The sequence below is a fragment of the Kitasatospora viridis genome (assembly GCF_007829815.1).
GTDB classification, from domain to species: Bacteria; Actinomycetota; Actinomycetes; order Streptomycetales; family Streptomycetaceae; genus Kitasatospora; species Kitasatospora viridis.
Genome location: NZ_VIWT01000004.1, coordinates 130171 through 144389, shown reverse-complemented (window position 1 = coordinate 144389; position 14219 = coordinate 130171). Strand labels below are relative to the sequence as shown.

At 72.0% G+C, this 14219-nt stretch carries 16 protein-coding genes; 2 read left to right on the top strand and 14 right to left on the bottom strand.

What is annotated here, in order from left to right:
• Positions 1-133 precede the first annotated feature (133 nt).
• Positions 134-1522, bottom strand: coding sequence for an FAD-dependent oxidoreductase (locus FHX73_RS34360; protein WP_145909915.1), 1389 nt, complete (start codon positions 1520-1522; stop codon positions 134-136).
• Positions 1523-1616: 94 nt separating this feature from the next.
• Between FHX73_RS34360 and FHX73_RS34355 the strand changes: the two genes are divergently transcribed.
• Positions 1617-1982, top strand: a complete 366-nt coding sequence (locus tag FHX73_RS34355; RefSeq protein ID WP_145909914.1) for an ArsR/SmtB family transcription factor — start codon at positions 1617-1619, stop codon at positions 1980-1982.
• A gap of 55 nt (positions 1983-2037) precedes the next feature.
• On the opposite strand, the gene FHX73_RS34350 is transcribed toward FHX73_RS34355, so the two are convergent.
• Complete coding sequence (locus tag FHX73_RS34350; RefSeq protein WP_145910335.1) at positions 2038-2790, bottom strand: aquaporin; 753 nt, start codon at positions 2788-2790, stop codon at positions 2038-2040.
• A 66-nt stretch (positions 2791-2856) separates the two neighbouring features.
• Entirely contained in the window at positions 2857-3168 is a 312-nt protein-coding gene (locus tag FHX73_RS34345) for an ArsR/SmtB family transcription factor (RefSeq protein WP_145909913.1), read from the bottom strand.
• A gap of 84 nt (positions 3169-3252) precedes the next feature.
• Between FHX73_RS34345 and FHX73_RS34340 the strand changes: the two genes are divergently transcribed.
• Entirely contained in the window at positions 3253-3675 is a 423-nt protein-coding gene (locus tag FHX73_RS34340; RefSeq protein ID WP_145909912.1) for an arsenate reductase ArsC, read from the top strand.
• Between the two features lie 7 nt (positions 3676-3682).
• Here the strand turns inward: FHX73_RS34340 and FHX73_RS34335 are convergent, their stop codons facing one another.
• The 11 genes from FHX73_RS34335 to FHX73_RS34285 all read right to left on the bottom strand — a co-directional run bounded on the left by FHX73_RS34335 (position 3683) and on the right by FHX73_RS34285 (position 14143).
• Entirely contained in the window at positions 3683-4297 is a 615-nt protein-coding gene (locus FHX73_RS34335; protein WP_246214070.1) for a cation efflux transmembrane domain-containing protein, read from the bottom strand.
• A 54-nt stretch (positions 4298-4351) separates the two neighbouring features.
• Positions 4352-4900 (bottom strand): helix-turn-helix domain-containing protein, encoded by a 549-nt coding sequence (locus tag FHX73_RS34330; RefSeq protein WP_170305202.1) that lies wholly within the window; start codon positions 4898-4900, stop codon positions 4352-4354.
• Positions 4897-5724 (bottom strand): sugar phosphate isomerase/epimerase family protein, encoded by an 828-nt coding sequence (locus tag FHX73_RS34325; protein ID WP_145909910.1) that lies wholly within the window; start codon positions 5722-5724, stop codon positions 4897-4899. The genes FHX73_RS34330 and FHX73_RS34325 overlap by 4 nt, the downstream gene beginning before the upstream one ends.
• Positions 5721-6803 (bottom strand): dihydrodipicolinate synthase family protein, encoded by a 1083-nt coding sequence (locus FHX73_RS34320; protein ID WP_145909909.1) that lies wholly within the window; start codon positions 6801-6803, stop codon positions 5721-5723. Before FHX73_RS34320 ends, FHX73_RS34325 begins: the two co-directional genes overlap by 4 nt.
• On the bottom strand, positions 6800-7951 hold the full coding sequence (locus FHX73_RS34315) for a Gfo/Idh/MocA family protein (RefSeq protein WP_145909908.1): 1152 nt from the start codon (positions 7949-7951) through the stop codon (positions 6800-6802). The genes FHX73_RS34320 and FHX73_RS34315 overlap by 4 nt, the downstream gene beginning before the upstream one ends.
• A gap of 65 nt (positions 7952-8016) precedes the next feature.
• Entirely contained in the window at positions 8017-8688 is a 672-nt protein-coding gene (locus tag FHX73_RS34310) for a ThuA domain-containing protein (RefSeq protein ID WP_145909907.1), read from the bottom strand.
• Between the two features lie 30 nt (positions 8689-8718).
• Positions 8719-9744 carry a hydroxyacid dehydrogenase gene (locus tag FHX73_RS34305; RefSeq protein ID WP_425461473.1) on the bottom strand — a complete coding sequence of 342 codons (1026 nt, stop codon included), beginning with the start codon at positions 9742-9744 and terminating at the stop codon, positions 8719-8721.
• A 15-nt stretch (positions 9745-9759) separates the two neighbouring features.
• Entirely contained in the window at positions 9760-10653 is an 894-nt protein-coding gene (locus FHX73_RS34300; RefSeq protein WP_425461464.1) for a carbohydrate ABC transporter permease, read from the bottom strand.
• Positions 10650-11546, bottom strand: a complete 897-nt coding sequence (locus tag FHX73_RS34295; protein ID WP_145909905.1) for a carbohydrate ABC transporter permease — start codon at positions 11544-11546, stop codon at positions 10650-10652. The genes FHX73_RS34300 and FHX73_RS34295 overlap by 4 nt, the downstream gene beginning before the upstream one ends.
• Positions 11547-11625: 79 nt before the next feature.
• A complete protein-coding gene (locus FHX73_RS34290; RefSeq protein WP_145909904.1) occupies positions 11626-12930 on the bottom strand; it encodes an ABC transporter substrate-binding protein in 1305 nt (434 codons plus the stop codon).
• 118 nt (positions 12931-13048) lie between these two features.
• Positions 13049-14143, bottom strand: coding sequence for a substrate-binding domain-containing protein (locus FHX73_RS34285; RefSeq protein WP_145909903.1), 1095 nt, complete (start codon positions 14141-14143; stop codon positions 13049-13051).
• Between the last annotated feature and the right edge of the window lie 76 nt (positions 14144-14219).

The following is a 14219-nucleotide window of genomic DNA, read 5'->3' as shown; positions in this document are numbered from 1 at the left end:
CTCGTCCGGACACACTTGGCCACAGTGTGTGGAGGAGCCGGGGGAGAAGGTCACGGGGCACGGGCTCGGCCCACCCGTTCGCCCGCCGGAATGCCTTCGTTCGGCGGATCGGGCGGGCCGAGCTGAGGCGGTGTCAGCAGCAGCCGCTGCCCGTGGCGGTGACGGGCGTGGTCGCGGGTGCGCCGAGGCCGATGGAGAGCACCTCGGGCGCGGCGGGGATCGAGCAGCAGCCGCCACCGCCGCCCTGCGCGGCGTCGGGCTGGTCGTAGAGACCGGCGCCACCGCACACCCCGGTTTCCGGGAGGACGAGCTCGACCCGGGCGGCCGCCTCGCGGTCTCCGGCCAGTGCGGCGGCGACCGAGCGCACCTGCTCGTAGCCGGTCATGGCGAGGAAGGTCGGCGCGCGGCCGTAGGACTTCGCGCCGAGCAGGTAGAAGTCCCGCTCGGGCTGGGAGAGTTCGGCGGCACCGTGCGGGTAGACGGTGCCGCAGGAGTGCTGGTTGGGGTCGATCAGCGGGGCGAGCGCGGCGGGGGCCTGGAGGCGCTCGTCGAGGCCGAGGCGGACCTCGGAGAGGAAGGACAGGTCGGGGCGCAGGCCGGTCAGCACGACGACCTGGTCGACGGGGTCGCTGCGGTGGCCCTCCTCGGAGACGAGCACCAGCCGCTCGCCGGCGCGCTCGACGGCGGCGGTGCGGAAGCCGGTCAGCGCGGTGGCGTGGCCGTCCTCGACGGCGGCCTTGGCGCGCAGGCCGAGCGCGCCGCGGGCGGGCAGCTCGTCGGCCGGGCCGCCGCCGTAGGTGGAGCCGGTGATGCCGCGGCGCAGCACCCACACGGTGTGCGTGCCGGGGGTGTCCGCCGCGAGGTCGGCGAGCTGGGCGAGCGCGGTGAACGCGGAGGCGCCGGAGCCGACCACGGCGGTGCGCCGGCCGGCGTGGCGGGCGCGCACGGCCGGGTCGGTGAGGTCGGGGACGCGGTAGGAGATCCGGTCTGCGGCGGCGCGCTCGCCGAGGGCGGGCAGGCCGTTGGCGCCGAGCGGGTTGGGGGTGGCCCAGGTGCCGGAGGCGTCGAGGACGGAGCGGGCCAGGATGCGCTCCGCGGAGCCGTCGGCGTGCTCGACGTGGACGGTGAAGGGCTGCTCGGCCCGGCCGGCGTCGACGACGAGGTCGCGCCCGGCGCGCGCGACGCCGGTGACCTGGCGGCTGTAGCGGACGCGGGCGCCGAGGGCGTCGGCGAGCGGCTGGAGGTACTGCTCGACCCAGTCCGCGCCGGAGGGGTAGGTCGCCCCGTCGGGTCGGGTCCAGCCGGTGCGGGCGAGGAGCCGCTCGGCGGCGGGGTCGATGACCTCGGCCCAGGGCGAGAACAGCCGGACGTGGCTCCACTGGCGCACGGCCGCCCCGGCGGCGGGGCCGGCCTCCAGGACGAGCGGTTCGAGGCCGCGCTCCAGCAGGTGGGCGGCGGCGGCCAGACCGATCGGGCCGGCGCCGATCACGACGACGGGCGGCTGGGCGGCGTGTTCGCTCATGACGGGCTCTCCGGGGTCGAGGACGGTCATTGATTCGACAGATGTCTATATAGAGGAGCTTGCTGCGCACATCGATGGATGTCAACATAGACGCATGTCGAATTCGAGCGTGGTGGAGCTGCCCGTCCTGCAGGAGGACGCGCCCTGCTGCCCGCCGGTGACCTCGGCCGCGCTCTCGGAGGCCGACTCGGTGCGGATGGCCGCGATGTTCAAGGCGCTCTCCGACCCGGTCCGGCTGCGCCTGTTCTCGCGGGTCGCCTCGCACGAGGGCGGGGAGGCCTGCGTGTGCGACATCCAGGACGTCGGGGTGTCGCAGCCGACGGTCAGTCACCACCTGAAGAAGCTGCGCGAGGCCGGGCTGCTCTCCTCGGAGCGGCGCGGCACCTGGGTCTACTACCGCGTCGAGCCGACCGCGCTGGCGGCGATGGCGGGCCTGCTCGCGGGCGGCGGCGCGGTGTGAGCCCGGCGCCGCGCCTCCCCTCAGGCCAGTAGGTCCTGGGTGCGCCGGGCGGTCGTCACTTCGCCACTGCCCGACGGCGGCCGTCGAAGATCAGCGCCACCAGGGCCAGTCCGAGCGCGCCGCCGAGCAGCTGCATGCCGATGAACCCGGCCAGCGAGCCGGGTGCGATCCCGGCGAACGTGTCGGTGAAGGCGCGCCCGATGGTGACGGCCGGGTTGGCGAAGGAGGTGGAGGAGGTGAACCAGTAGGCCGCGCCGATGTAGGAGGCGACGGCGGCGGGGGCGAGGCGCAGTTGGTCGGTCCTGGCCAGGCCGAAGATCAGCAGCACCAGGCCGGCGGTGGCGACGACCTCGCCGAGCAGCAGGTGCCCGGCCGAACGGTCGTGGGTGGACCACTTCACCAGCGCCTGCCCGAACATCGCGTCGGCCAGCACCGCGCCGCCGATCGCTCCGGCGATCTGCGCGGGGAGGTAGGCGGCGACCTCGCGCGCGCCGAGCCCCGCCGGGTCCTTACGGCCGGTCCACCACTGGGCGAGCGTGACGACCGGGTTGAAGTGCGCGCCGGAGACCGGGCCGAGCAGCAGGATCAGCACGCCCAGGCCGAAGACGGTCGCGAGGGAGTTCGCGAGCAGTTGCACGCCCACGTCGTGCGAGAGCTCGGTGGCCTGGATGCCGGAGCCGACCACGATGGCCACCAGTGCGGCCGTGCCGACCAGTTCGGCGGCGGCCCGGTTCAGCAGCGGTATCGCGTTCGGCTCGCTCGCCCGGGGTGTGACGGCGCCGTCGAGGTCGGGGCCGGCCTCGGCCATGGTGCTCACGGGTACTCCTGGTGCGAAGAGGCGGTGCGGGGTGGGGGTGAGGGGTCTGAGGGCGGGTCAGCAGGCGCGCTTGCGGTTCGCCTCGGCGCTCTCCTGGGCGGTGTCGGCCAGCGCCGCGAACTCCTCGGCGAGGGCGCGCAGCGCCTCGGGGCGCAGCTTGTAGTAGGTGAACCGTCCGCAGGGCTCGGTGTCCACGAGCCCGGCGTCCCGCAGGATCTTCATGTGGTTCGACAGGTTGGTCTGCTTGGCGCCGGTCTCCTCGACCAGGTGCGTCGTGCACAGGGCCTCGCGGGCCAGCAGTCGCACGATCCGCATCCGCAGCGGGTCGGCGAGGGCCTTCGTCGCATCACTATCGACTGACATCACCATGCGCTGATACGTTACCGGTGTCGGGCCCGCTTGGCGAGCCCCCTCCGCCCCGGCAACTCGCGCCCCGAAGGGACCCCGCCCCCCATGACTAGCGCCCCGATCGCCTCCGTGCTCTTCGTCTGCATCCACAACGCCGGCCGCTCGCAGATGGCCGCCGGCTTCCTGCGCCGACTGGCCGGCGACCGCGTCGAGGTGCGCTCCGCCGGCTCGCTGCCGGGTGACCGGGTCAACCCGGCCGCCGTCGAGGCCATGGCCGAGCTGGGCATCGACATCAAGGACCAGACGCCGAAGGTCCTCACCACCGAGGCCGTCCAGGCCTCCGACTACGTGATCACCATGGGGTGCGGCGACGCCTGCCCGTTCTTCCCCGGCAAGACGTACCTGGATTGGCAGCTCGACGACCCGGCCGGCCAGGGCGTCGCCGCCGTCCGTCCGATCCGCGACGAGATCAGGACGCTGATCGAGGGCCTGATCGCCGAGATCGACGCCAGGCAGCTGGAGAGCTGACGGGGAGTCAGTGCGCCCCGGAGAAGATCTCCCGGACCTCGCGCACCGCGTAGAGGACGAGCACCAGGGAGGCCACCGGGTCCGCCCACCACCAGCCGAGCGCGCTGTTGAGGACCAGGCCGATCAGGACGGCCACCGCCAGCAGCCCGTCGACGAGCGTCACCCGGCCCTCGGTCCTGAGCACCGGGTTGTCCAGCGCGGCACCCGTCCTGGCCTTGCCCGCCGCGAGCGCGAACATCACCCCCGCGGTCACCGCCGTCCACCCGATGCCCAGCGGGGAGTGGTGCGGATGAAACCCGGTGGCCAGCACCACGGCGGACTGCGCGAGCAGGTAGAGCGCGAGCAGGCCGAAGCCGACGCCGATCAGCCGCAGCGCCCGCCGCTGGCGGGCCTCGCCGGTGCCTGACAGCTCCCAGATCACCACGGTCGACGCACCGATCTCGATCAGCGAGTCCAGCCCGAACCCGGCCAGCGCCACCGACCGGGCCGCGATCGCGGCCACCGCCAGCACCACGATGCCCACGACGTTCCAGCCCAACGTGGCGTACTCCAGGGCGAACCCCCGGCGGACCAGCGCCCGGTGGGAGGCCGACACGCCCTGCTCGGGATCATTGCTCGTCACACGTGGAGCATAGCGGCCACCGGGATCCCGCCCTGCGCGCCGGCAGTGCCCCGCTCAGCACGGGGCGCCGAACATCCGCTCCAGCCGCTCGCCCCACTCGGGTTCGCGCTCCTGGACCCGGGACCACCACTCGGTGCGCAGCATCGACCAGTGGTCCCGGGTCGCCTCGGTGGCGGCGAGCAGCCGGTGCGGCGTGACCCCGTACACCGGGGCGGCCCACGCCTCCCACGGCACCCGGCCGCCCGGCTCGGACTCGAAGCGGGCCTCGGCGGACCGGGGCAGCCGTCCGGTGGTCTCCACCCGCAGGTACGTCTCCCCGGACAGGCCCAGGGCCTGCGCCATCGCGACCTGGTTCCGCCCGGACCACACCCGCAGGTGCACCAGGCGGACGGACCCGACCGTGCACAGGTCCGCCGGTGCGACGCCGAGCGCGGCCGCCAGGAATGGCAGGGCGCTGGGACGAGGGGCGCGCCCGGCGAGGTAGAGGCCGATCGCCCGCCGGGACAGGCCGGACCGATCGGCGATCCAGGACACCGGAGCACCACAAGCGGCCCTCGCCGCACGGAGCTTGGCGACGTCGAAGCCGTACGGAATCTCGCTCACCGGTCGCTGCCGACCACGTGGGTGTGGTGGCGTTCGATCATGGTGCGGAGGGTTTGTTCGCCGGGGGTGTTCCAGATCTGCTCGTTGAAGATCTCGACTTCGATCCAGCCGGTGTAGCCGGCGGTGGTGAGGTGGTGGGTGAGGGTGCGGAAGTCGATGTGGCCGTCGCCGACGTGGCCGCGGCCGAGGAGGGCGTCGGCGGGGAGGGGGAGGGTCCAGTCGCAGACCTGGTAGGCGGCGATGCGGTCGGCGGCGCGGGCGATCTGCTGTGCCAACTGGGGGTCCCACCAGGTGTGGTAGCTGTCCACGACCACGCCGACCTGTTCGGTGGGGAACTGTTCGGCGAGGTCGAGGGCTTGGGCGAGGGTGGAGACCACCGCCCGGTCGGCGCAGAACATCGGGTGGAGCGGCTCGATCGCCAGGCGGACGCCGAAGTCCTGGGCGTGGGGTGCGAGTTCGGCGAGTAGGTCGGCGACTCGGGTGCGGGCGGCGGTGAGGTCCCGGCTGCCGTCGGGGAGGCCGCCGACGACCATGACGAGGGTGTCGGTGCCGAGTTCGGCGGCTTCTTCGAGGGCGCGCAGGTTTTCGGCGAGGGCGGTGCGGTGGCCTTCGGGGCCGGGGGTGGTGAGGAATCCGCCGCGGCACAGGCTGCTGACGGTCAGTCCGGCGTCGCGGACGAGGCGGGCCGATTCGGCCAGGCCGGTTTCGGCGACCTTGTCGCGCCACAGGCCGATGGCCGGGATCCCGGCGTTCACGCAGCCTTGGACGGCCTGGGGGAGGGTCCAGTTCTTGGTGGTGATCTGGTTGAGGGACAGGCGGTTCATGTCGTCACCCCTGCTGCGACGGTCAGGTAGTGGCGCATGCGGTGGGCGGCGAGGTCGGGGTCGGGCAGTGCTCCGGCTTGTTCGGCGAGGCGGAACAGCTCGGTCAGGTGCGGCACGGAGCGACCGTTCTGCGCGCCGGCCACCATGGTGAAGTGGTCCTGATGGCCTGCCAGCCAGGCGAGGAAGACGATGCCGGTCTTGTAGTGGTAGGTCGGCGCGGCGAAGAGGTGGCGGGCCAGGGGGACGGTGGGGGCGAGGAGCGCGTTGTAGCGGTCCGGGTCGCCGGCGTCGAGTGCGTGCAGGGCTGCGGCAGCGGTTGCGGCGATGGGGTCGAAGATGCCCAACAGGGCGTGGCTGTGGCCGTGTTCGTCGCCGCGGATGAGCTGCGGGTAGTGGAAGTCGTCGCCGGTGTAGAGCTTGACGCCTTCGGGTAGGGCGCGGCGCAGGGCGATCTCGCGGTCGGCGTCGAGCAGGGAGATCTTGATGCCGTCGATGAGCTTGGGGTGCGCGTTGATCAGGGCGAGCACAGTGGCGGTGGCCTTGTCCAAGTCCGTGGAGCCCCAGTAGCCGGCCAGCGCGGGGTCGAACATCTCGCCGAGCCAGTGCAGGATGACGGGCCGTCGGGCCTGGCGGATCAGCTCGCCGTAGACGTGCAGGTAGTCGTCGGGGCTCTGGGCGGTGGCGGCGAGCGCGCGGCTGGCCATCAGGATCGGCTGCGCACCGGCCGATTCGACGACTTCCAGCTGCTCCTCGTAGGCGGCGAGGATCTGCTTCAACGATGGCTCTGGTGTGTCGAGTTGGTCGGTTCCGGTGCCGCAGGCGAGGCGTCCGCCTGTGGCTTTGGCTTCGGTGCCGGTGCGGGTGATGAGTTCGCGGGTGGTGGGCCAGTCCAGGCCCATGCCGCGTTGGGCGGTGTCCATGGCGTCGGCGACGCCGAGGCCGAGGGACCACAGGTGGTGGCGGAAGGCGAGGGTGGTGTCCCAGTCGAGGGCGGCGGGTGTGCCGGGGGTGTTGTCGCGCTGGGGGTCGGCGACGACGTGGGCTGCGGCGAAGACCGTACGGCTGGTTGGGGTGGTCACAGGGTCAGCTCCGGGACGTCGAGGCGGCGGCCTTCGGCGGCGGAGCGCAGGCCGAGTTCGGCGAGTTGGACGCCCTTGGCGCCTTCGAGCAGGTCCCAGTGGTAGGCGGTGCCACTGGCGACGTGGTGCAGGAAGAGTTCCCACTGCACCTTGAAGCCGTTGTCGAACTCGCCGTTGTCCGGCACCTGCTGCCACTGCGAGCGGAACGACTCGGTCGCCGGCAGGTCGGGGTTCCAGACGGGTTTGGGGGTGGCGGCGCGGTGCTGGAAGCGGCAGTTGCGCAGGCCGGCGACGGCGCTGCCGTGGGTGCCGTCGATCTGGAACTCGACGAGTTCGTCGCGGTCCACGCGTACGGCCCAGGAGGAGTTGATCTGCGCGGTGACACCGCCCGCCAGCTCGAAGATGCCGTAGGCGGCGTCGTCGGCGGTGGCGGGGTAGGTGCGGCCCTGCTCGTCGACGCGTTCGGGGATGTGGGTGGCGGTGTGGGCGTAGACCGACTGTACGGGGGCGATGAGGTTGTCCAGCACGTAGCGCCAGTGCGGGAACATGTCCAGGATCATGCCGCCGCCGTCCTGGGTGCGGTAGTTCCAGGAGGGGCGCTGGGCGGCCTGCCAGTCGCCTTCGAAGACCCAGTAGCCGAACTCGCCGCGCACGGACAGGATCCGGCCGAAGAAGCCGCTGTCGACCAGGCGCTTGAGCTTGAGCAGGCCGGGCAGGAACAGCTTGTCCTGCACCGCGCCGTTGCACACCCCGGCATCGCGCGCCAGCCGCGCCAACTCCAGGGCGGAGTCCAGGGTTTCGGCGGTGGGCTTCTCGGTGTAGACGTGCTTGCCGGCGGCGATGGCGGCGCGGATGGCGTGCTCGCGGGCGGTGGTGACCTGGGCGTCGAAGTAGATCTCGGCGAGGGGGTGGGCCAGCGCCTCGTCCAGCGAGGTGGTCCAGTGCTCCAGGCCGTGCTGCTCGGCGATCTCCTTGAGCTTGTGGGCGTTGCGGCCGACGAGGATGGGTTCGGGCCACAGGGTGCGGCCGTCGGCGAGCGGCAGTCCGCCTTGTTCGCGGATGGCCAGGATGGAGCGGACCAGGTGCTGGCGGTAGCCCATGCGTCCGGTGACACCGTTCATCACGATGCCGATCACCTTGCGGGACATACGGTGCTTCTCTCCTCGGAGTCGGGGTCGGGTCTTCACGGGTACTGAGCTCGAACTGCGCTGCGCTACGCGCGGGCTGCCCAGCGCAGGCCGCCCAGCAGGTGCTCGCGGAAGGCGTTGGCCTGGTACGCCTCGGCGGCGTGGCCCAGCGCGGTGTAGAAGGAGCGGCCGGCGCCGGCTTCCCGGCACCAGGCCACGGGGTGGTCCGCGCCCATGCCACCGCCCTGGTAGCCGGTCTCGTCGACGGTGGCGAGCACGCGGACGCGGGGGCGCGGGTTGCTGCGGAAGTCGTACCACTCGTCGTGCCAGTCCCAGTGCGGCGGCAGGTGGGCGGTGGCGGGGTGGTCGGCGTCCGCCACCCGTACGGTGGCCCGCTGGAAGGCGGGGTGGCCGGCGAAGCGCGCGCCGAGCAGTTCGCCGTAGTACGGCCAGCTGTACTCGGTGCACGCGGCGGAGTGGACGCCCACGAAGCCGCCGCCCGCCGCGACCCAACTACGCAGTGCAGAACGGCCGTTCGTGGTGAGCACGGTCCCGCTGGTGGAGAGGAAGACCACCGCGCTGCGGCCCGCGAGGGAGGCGTCGGTGAAGACCGCGGGATCCTCCGTGGCCTCCACGGCGAAGTCGTGCGCCTGGCCGAGTTCGCGGATCGCGGCGATCCCGGCGGGGATGGAGTCGTGGCGGTAGGCGGTGGTGCGGGTGTAGAGGAGGACGTCCGACAGTCGGCCGGGCGGGGGCACGGGCACTCCTTAGCTGGCTGCGAGGCGCTCTCAGGCCGAGACGGCCAGTGCGGCGCGGGTCACGGGATGGGCGAACTCCGAGCCCGCGCAGTACCGTTCGACCTCCTCGATGGCGCTGATGGTGATCCGCCGGAGTTCGCCGCCGAGCGAGCCGGCGATGTGCGGGGTGAGCAGCACGTTCGGCAGTGTGTACAACGGCGAGGTCGCGGGCAGCACTTCGGGCTCGGTCACGTCGAGGACGGCGTGGATGCGTCCGGACGAGACCTCGGCGGTGAGGGCGTGTTGGTCGACCAGGGAGCCGCGCGCGGTGTTCACCAGGGTGGCGCCGTCCGGCAGCAGCGCGAGCCTGCGGGCGTCCAGCAGGTGGTGGGTCTCGGGCAGCGCGGGGGCGTGCAGCGAGACGACGTCGCAGCCGGCGAGCAGCTCGTCGAGCTCGACGAGTCGGGCGCCGAGCGCGCGGGCGGTGGCGTGGTCCAGGAGCGGATCGGCCAGCAGGAGCTCGAAGTCGAAGGGCCGGAGCAGCTCCAGCACCTTGCGCCCGACCAGGGAGGCGCCCACCAGTCCGACCGTCCGGCGGTGGTTGCCGAAGCCGGGGAACCGCAGCGTCCAGTCCTCGACCGCGTGGTGCTCGCGGTAGTGCCCGGCGATCTCCAGCACCCGCTTGTTGGCGAACAGGACGGCGGCGACGGTGTACTCGGCGACGGGCACGGCGTTGGCCGCCGCCGCCGTGGACACCAGCAGGCCACGGTCCCAACAGGCCTGTGTGACATGGTGCTTGACGCTGCCGGCGGCATGCACGACGGCCTTGAGTCGCGGCATCCGGGCCAGTACAGCGGCGTCCAATGGTGGACATCCCCAGGACGTGATCAGCAACTCGACATCATCGAGGCCCGCTAGCCCCGGCACCTGGGCGAAGTCCTCGACGAGGAGCTCCGGATCGATCTCGCAGCTGAGCGACAGCCGCCGCACCGCCTCGGGCGGGAAGAGCGCGTCGCGGTGCGAGCGGCCCATGGCGAACAGGGCGCGTGGGCGGAGCGGGGTGGTGGGCATGGAAATCCTCATGGCAGTGGCCTACTTGACGGCGCCGGCGGTCAGGCCGGACTTCCAGAACCGTTGGAGCATCAGGAAGAGGACGACCAGCGGGGCGACGGACACCAGCGATCCCACGATCGCCAGCAGGTAGTCCTGCGGGTGCCCCTGCGAGAGGGCGGACGAGTACCACTCGTACAGGCCGAGGTTGACGGGGAAGAGGCGCTGGTCGGAGAGCATCACCAGGGGGAGGAAGAAGCTGTTCCAGATCTGGGTGAACTGGAAGAGGAAGATGGTCACGAAGGCGGGCGTGAGCATCGGGAAGGCGATCCGGCAGAAGGTCCGGATCTCGCCGGCCCCGTCCATCCGGGCGGCCTCCAGCACCTCGTCGGGCACGTAGGAGGCGCTGAACACCCGTGCCAGGTAGACGCCGAACGGGTAGACCAGGCCGGGCAGGAAGACGCCCCAGAAGGTGTTCACCAGTCCGACCTGGGCCGCGATCAGGTACAGCGGGATCGCCAGCGCGGTGCCCGGCACCATCACGCCCAGCAGCACCAGTCCGAAGACCCGCTCCTTCCCGGGGAACGCCAGCTTGTCGAAGGCGTACCCGGCGGCCACGCTGAACGCGGTGGCGAGCAGCGCGCCGAGGCCGGCGTAGAGCACGGTGTTGAGCAGCCAGCGCAGGTAGATGCCGTCGTCGACCTGGAAGAGGTGGCCCAGGTTGTCGAGCAGCGCGAAGTGCCGGCCCGGCGCGAAGCCGTTGGTGGCGAACAGGTCCTGACGGCTCTTCGTGGCGGACAGCACCAGCCAGAGCAGCGGCAGCAGCGTGTAGAGGGCGGCCAGGCCGAGCATCGCGGTCACGCCGGTCCTGGACAGCAGGGCGGAGGCCCGCTGCCGGGAGCGGGGGCGGCGACCGAGCGTCGCGGGTTCGGTCACGACTGGCTCCTGCTGCGCGAGATACGGGTGACGAGGAAGGAGAGCACCGCGGCGAACAGTGCGATCAGCAGCGAGGCGGCCGCCGCCAGGCCGAAGTCGTTGCGGGTGAAGGCGGCGGTCTGGACGTACAGATTGGGCGTCCAACTGCTGCCGATGGCGCTGGAGGCGCTGTAGATGACCTTCGGCTCGGTGAACAGCTGCACCGATCCGATGACGGTGAACAGCACGGCCAGGGCGACCGCGGGCCGGATCATCGGCAGCTTGATCGACAGGGCGGTGCGCAGACCCCCGGCGCCGTCGATGCGGGCCGCGTCCAAGGTCTCGCCCGGCACGGCCTGGAGCGCGGCGTAGAAGATCACCATGTTGTAGCCCATCCACTCCCACAGGGCGATGTTCGCCGCGGAGAACACCGCGTTGTCCGCCGAGAGGAAACTGACGTGCAGGTCGAGGGAGTTGAGCAGGTCGACGACCGGGCTCAGCCCCGGCGTGTAGAGGTATACCCAGATCAGTGCCGCGATCAGGCCGGGCACCGCGTGCGGCAGGAACAGGGCGAGTTGGAAGAACGAGCGGGCCTTGACCAGGGCCGAGTCGAGCAGCAGGGCGAGCGCGAGCGCGCCGCCGATCATCACCGGGACGTAGACCGCGGCGTACACCGCGATGGTGACGAACCCGTCGCGGAACGCCGGGTCGGACAGCGCGTTCGCGTAGTTGGCCAGGCCGGTGAAGACCTGCCTGGTGCCGCCGAAGCCGAGTCCGGAGGTGCGGGTGGTGAACAGGCTCATCCAGCCGGCGTAGCCCAGCGGGGCCAGGGTGACGGCGGCGAAGAGCACGGAGAAGGGTGCCAGGAGCAGTGCGGCGGTTCGCCGCTGGGCACGGGCTGACGGGCTTGCCATACCGGCTTCCTCAATGTTGCGGGGACTACGGCGATTTGGGGGACTGCGGCGCTTGCGAGGACAACGGCGGTTCCGGGGACTACGGCGCGACCTGCATGCCGCGGTGCTGGATGTCCTTGACGGTGGTCTGCTGCGCGCCGTTCAGGACGTCGGACAGGCGCACGCCGCCGTCCGCGACCTTGGGCAGCTGGTCCACGATGGCGGTGTTGGTGGTGCCCATGTCCGGGCCCCACATCCAGCCGGGCGGGATCGCGTCGTAGGAGGCGCTGCCCAGCGCGTAGACGTCCTGGCCGCCGAAGTAGGCCGTGGGGTAGGCGGCCTTGGCGACCGGCACGAGCTGGGGGTCGGCGGGGAACATGCTGCTGGTGCCGGAGGAGACCCAGGCCTTCATGCCGTCGGGGTCGGTGGTGATCCACTTGATGAACTCGGCTGCGGCGGCGCTGTTCTTCGCGCCCTTGGGGATGACGAAGGAGGAGCCGCCGTACATCGCGGAGGCCGGCTTGCCGTCCCAGCTCGGGACCGGGGCCACCGACCACTTGCCGGCCTGGTCGGCGACGGTGGCCTGGAGGGAGCCGGCGCACCAGCTGGCGCAGACGAAGGCGACGGTCCGGTTCTGCTGGACGCTGGTCCAGAACGGGTCGAGGGTGCTCAGCGACTGGACGAGGTCCTGGTGGGCCAGGTCGCCCCAGTAGTCGGCGACCTTCTGGGAGGGGGCGTCGGTGAGCGAGACCTTCCAGGCGTCGCCCTGGGTGGCGAACCAGTGCGAGCCGGCCTGCCAGGCGAGGGCGGTCAGCAGCCCCGGGTTGTCGGTGAACAGCACGCCGCCGCGGGCGTTCGGGTCGGCCTGCTTCACCTGCTCGGTCATGGTCCGGTAGTCGTCCCAGGTCCGGGGGACGGCGATCCGGTGCGCGGTGAAGAAGTCGTTGCGGTAGTACATCAGCAGCGGGGCGGCGTCCCGGGGCACGCCCCAGGTGTGCCCGCCGAGCTCGACCAACTGCTGTGTCTGCTGCGGGAACTGACTCTTCACCAGGGGGCCGAGGGTGTCGTCCAGGCTCTGCAGTTCGCCCAGGGTGGCGAACTCCGGGAGCTGGGGGTACTCGACCACGGCGACGTCCGGGGCGGTGCCGGCCTTCACGGCGTTGGTGAGCTTGGAGTAGTACTCCTGGCCCGAGGGCACCGTCTCGAAGTTCACCTTGATGTCCGGATGGGTCCGGTTGAAGGCCGCCGCCACCTGGTCGGAGCCCTTGACGAAGGACCAGAAGGTGACCGTCCCGGTCTTCTGCCCGGCCGCGGGCTGCTGGTCGTTCGAGCTCGCGCATCCCGCGACGAGCAGGCCGAACGCCGCCGCGGAACAGGCCAGCGCTGTCAGGCGTCTGGAAAACATGCCGTGCCACCGATCGTTTGCTTGGGTGTCACCGCAATCATTCGGTAGATACGACAGCTAGTCAACACATTCGCTTTCGTTCGTTATAAACGAAAGCGATGCGCCGTCACCTGATCGGTCACTCGGCCCCGCAGGACGCCCGCACCCGCAGCTCCGGGCGGAGCAGGATCTCGGCCAGCGGCGTGCCGGGGTCGGCGAGCCGGCGCAGCACCAGGTCCAGGGCCCAGGCGCCGACGGCCTGCTTGGGCGGGGCCACGGCCGTGAGCGGGATCTCGCTCAACTCGGCGACCTCGTCGTCGTAGCTGACCAGGGCCAGGTCCTCCGGCACCCGCAGCCCCTTGGCCCGCAGCGCGCCGAGCAGGGCGATGGCGTCGATGTCGTTGTGCACCAGCGCCGCGCGGACCTCGCCGGCCTGCACCGCCCGGACCACCTCCTCGAACCGCGCGTCGGAGGCGGCCGCCTCCCCGCTGGTGGTGATGCGGTACTCCGGCCCCGGCGCCAGCCCGAGGGCGGCCGAGGCCTCGGTCCAACCGGCGCTGATCAGCGGCGTGTTGGGGCTCTCGACCCGGGCGACCAGGGCCACCCGGTCGTGCCCGAGCCCGGCCAGGTGACGGACCGCCAGGGCCGCGCCGTAGGCGTGGTCGGAGGTCACCTGCTCCACCCGACCGGCTCCCAGCCCGGCCCGCCGCTCGACCAGGACGGCCGGCAGGTCGAGGCCGCCGAGCCACTGCTCGGTCCGGGCCGGCGGGCGCAGGCCCGGGTGCAGCATCAGCAGCAGCCCGTCGGCGCCGCCGGCCGCCAGCCGGCGGACCTGCTCCTCGTGCTCGGCCAGCGACTCCCCGGCGACCGCCAGCACGACCCGCACGCCACGGGCGCGGGCCGCGTCCTGCACGCCGCTGATCACCTGCGCGTAGTAGTAGCCGCCCGGCGGCACCACCAGCCCGACGGTGGGCTGCTCGCCGACGGCCGGACGCGCGGCGGGCCGGGCGCCCGTCCGCGCGCCCGGCGCCTCGGCCGCAGCGGTGTCGGCCCCGGCCAGCACCCGGGCGCCGCCGTGCACCCGGTTCAAGAGCCCGCGGTCGGCCAACTCCCGGACGTCCTGGCGCAAGGTGACGGCGGAGACGCCCATCTCCGCCGCCAGTTCCTTCACCGTGATCGAGCCTTCGCGCTCCACCGCGCGCAGGATCGCCTGCCGCCGCTCGTCAGCCAACACCTTCGGTCCCCTCTCGGTAGCGAGTGAATCGTCCTCCTTCACTCGACAACCGAAAGGTATCAATCAAAGGTCAACA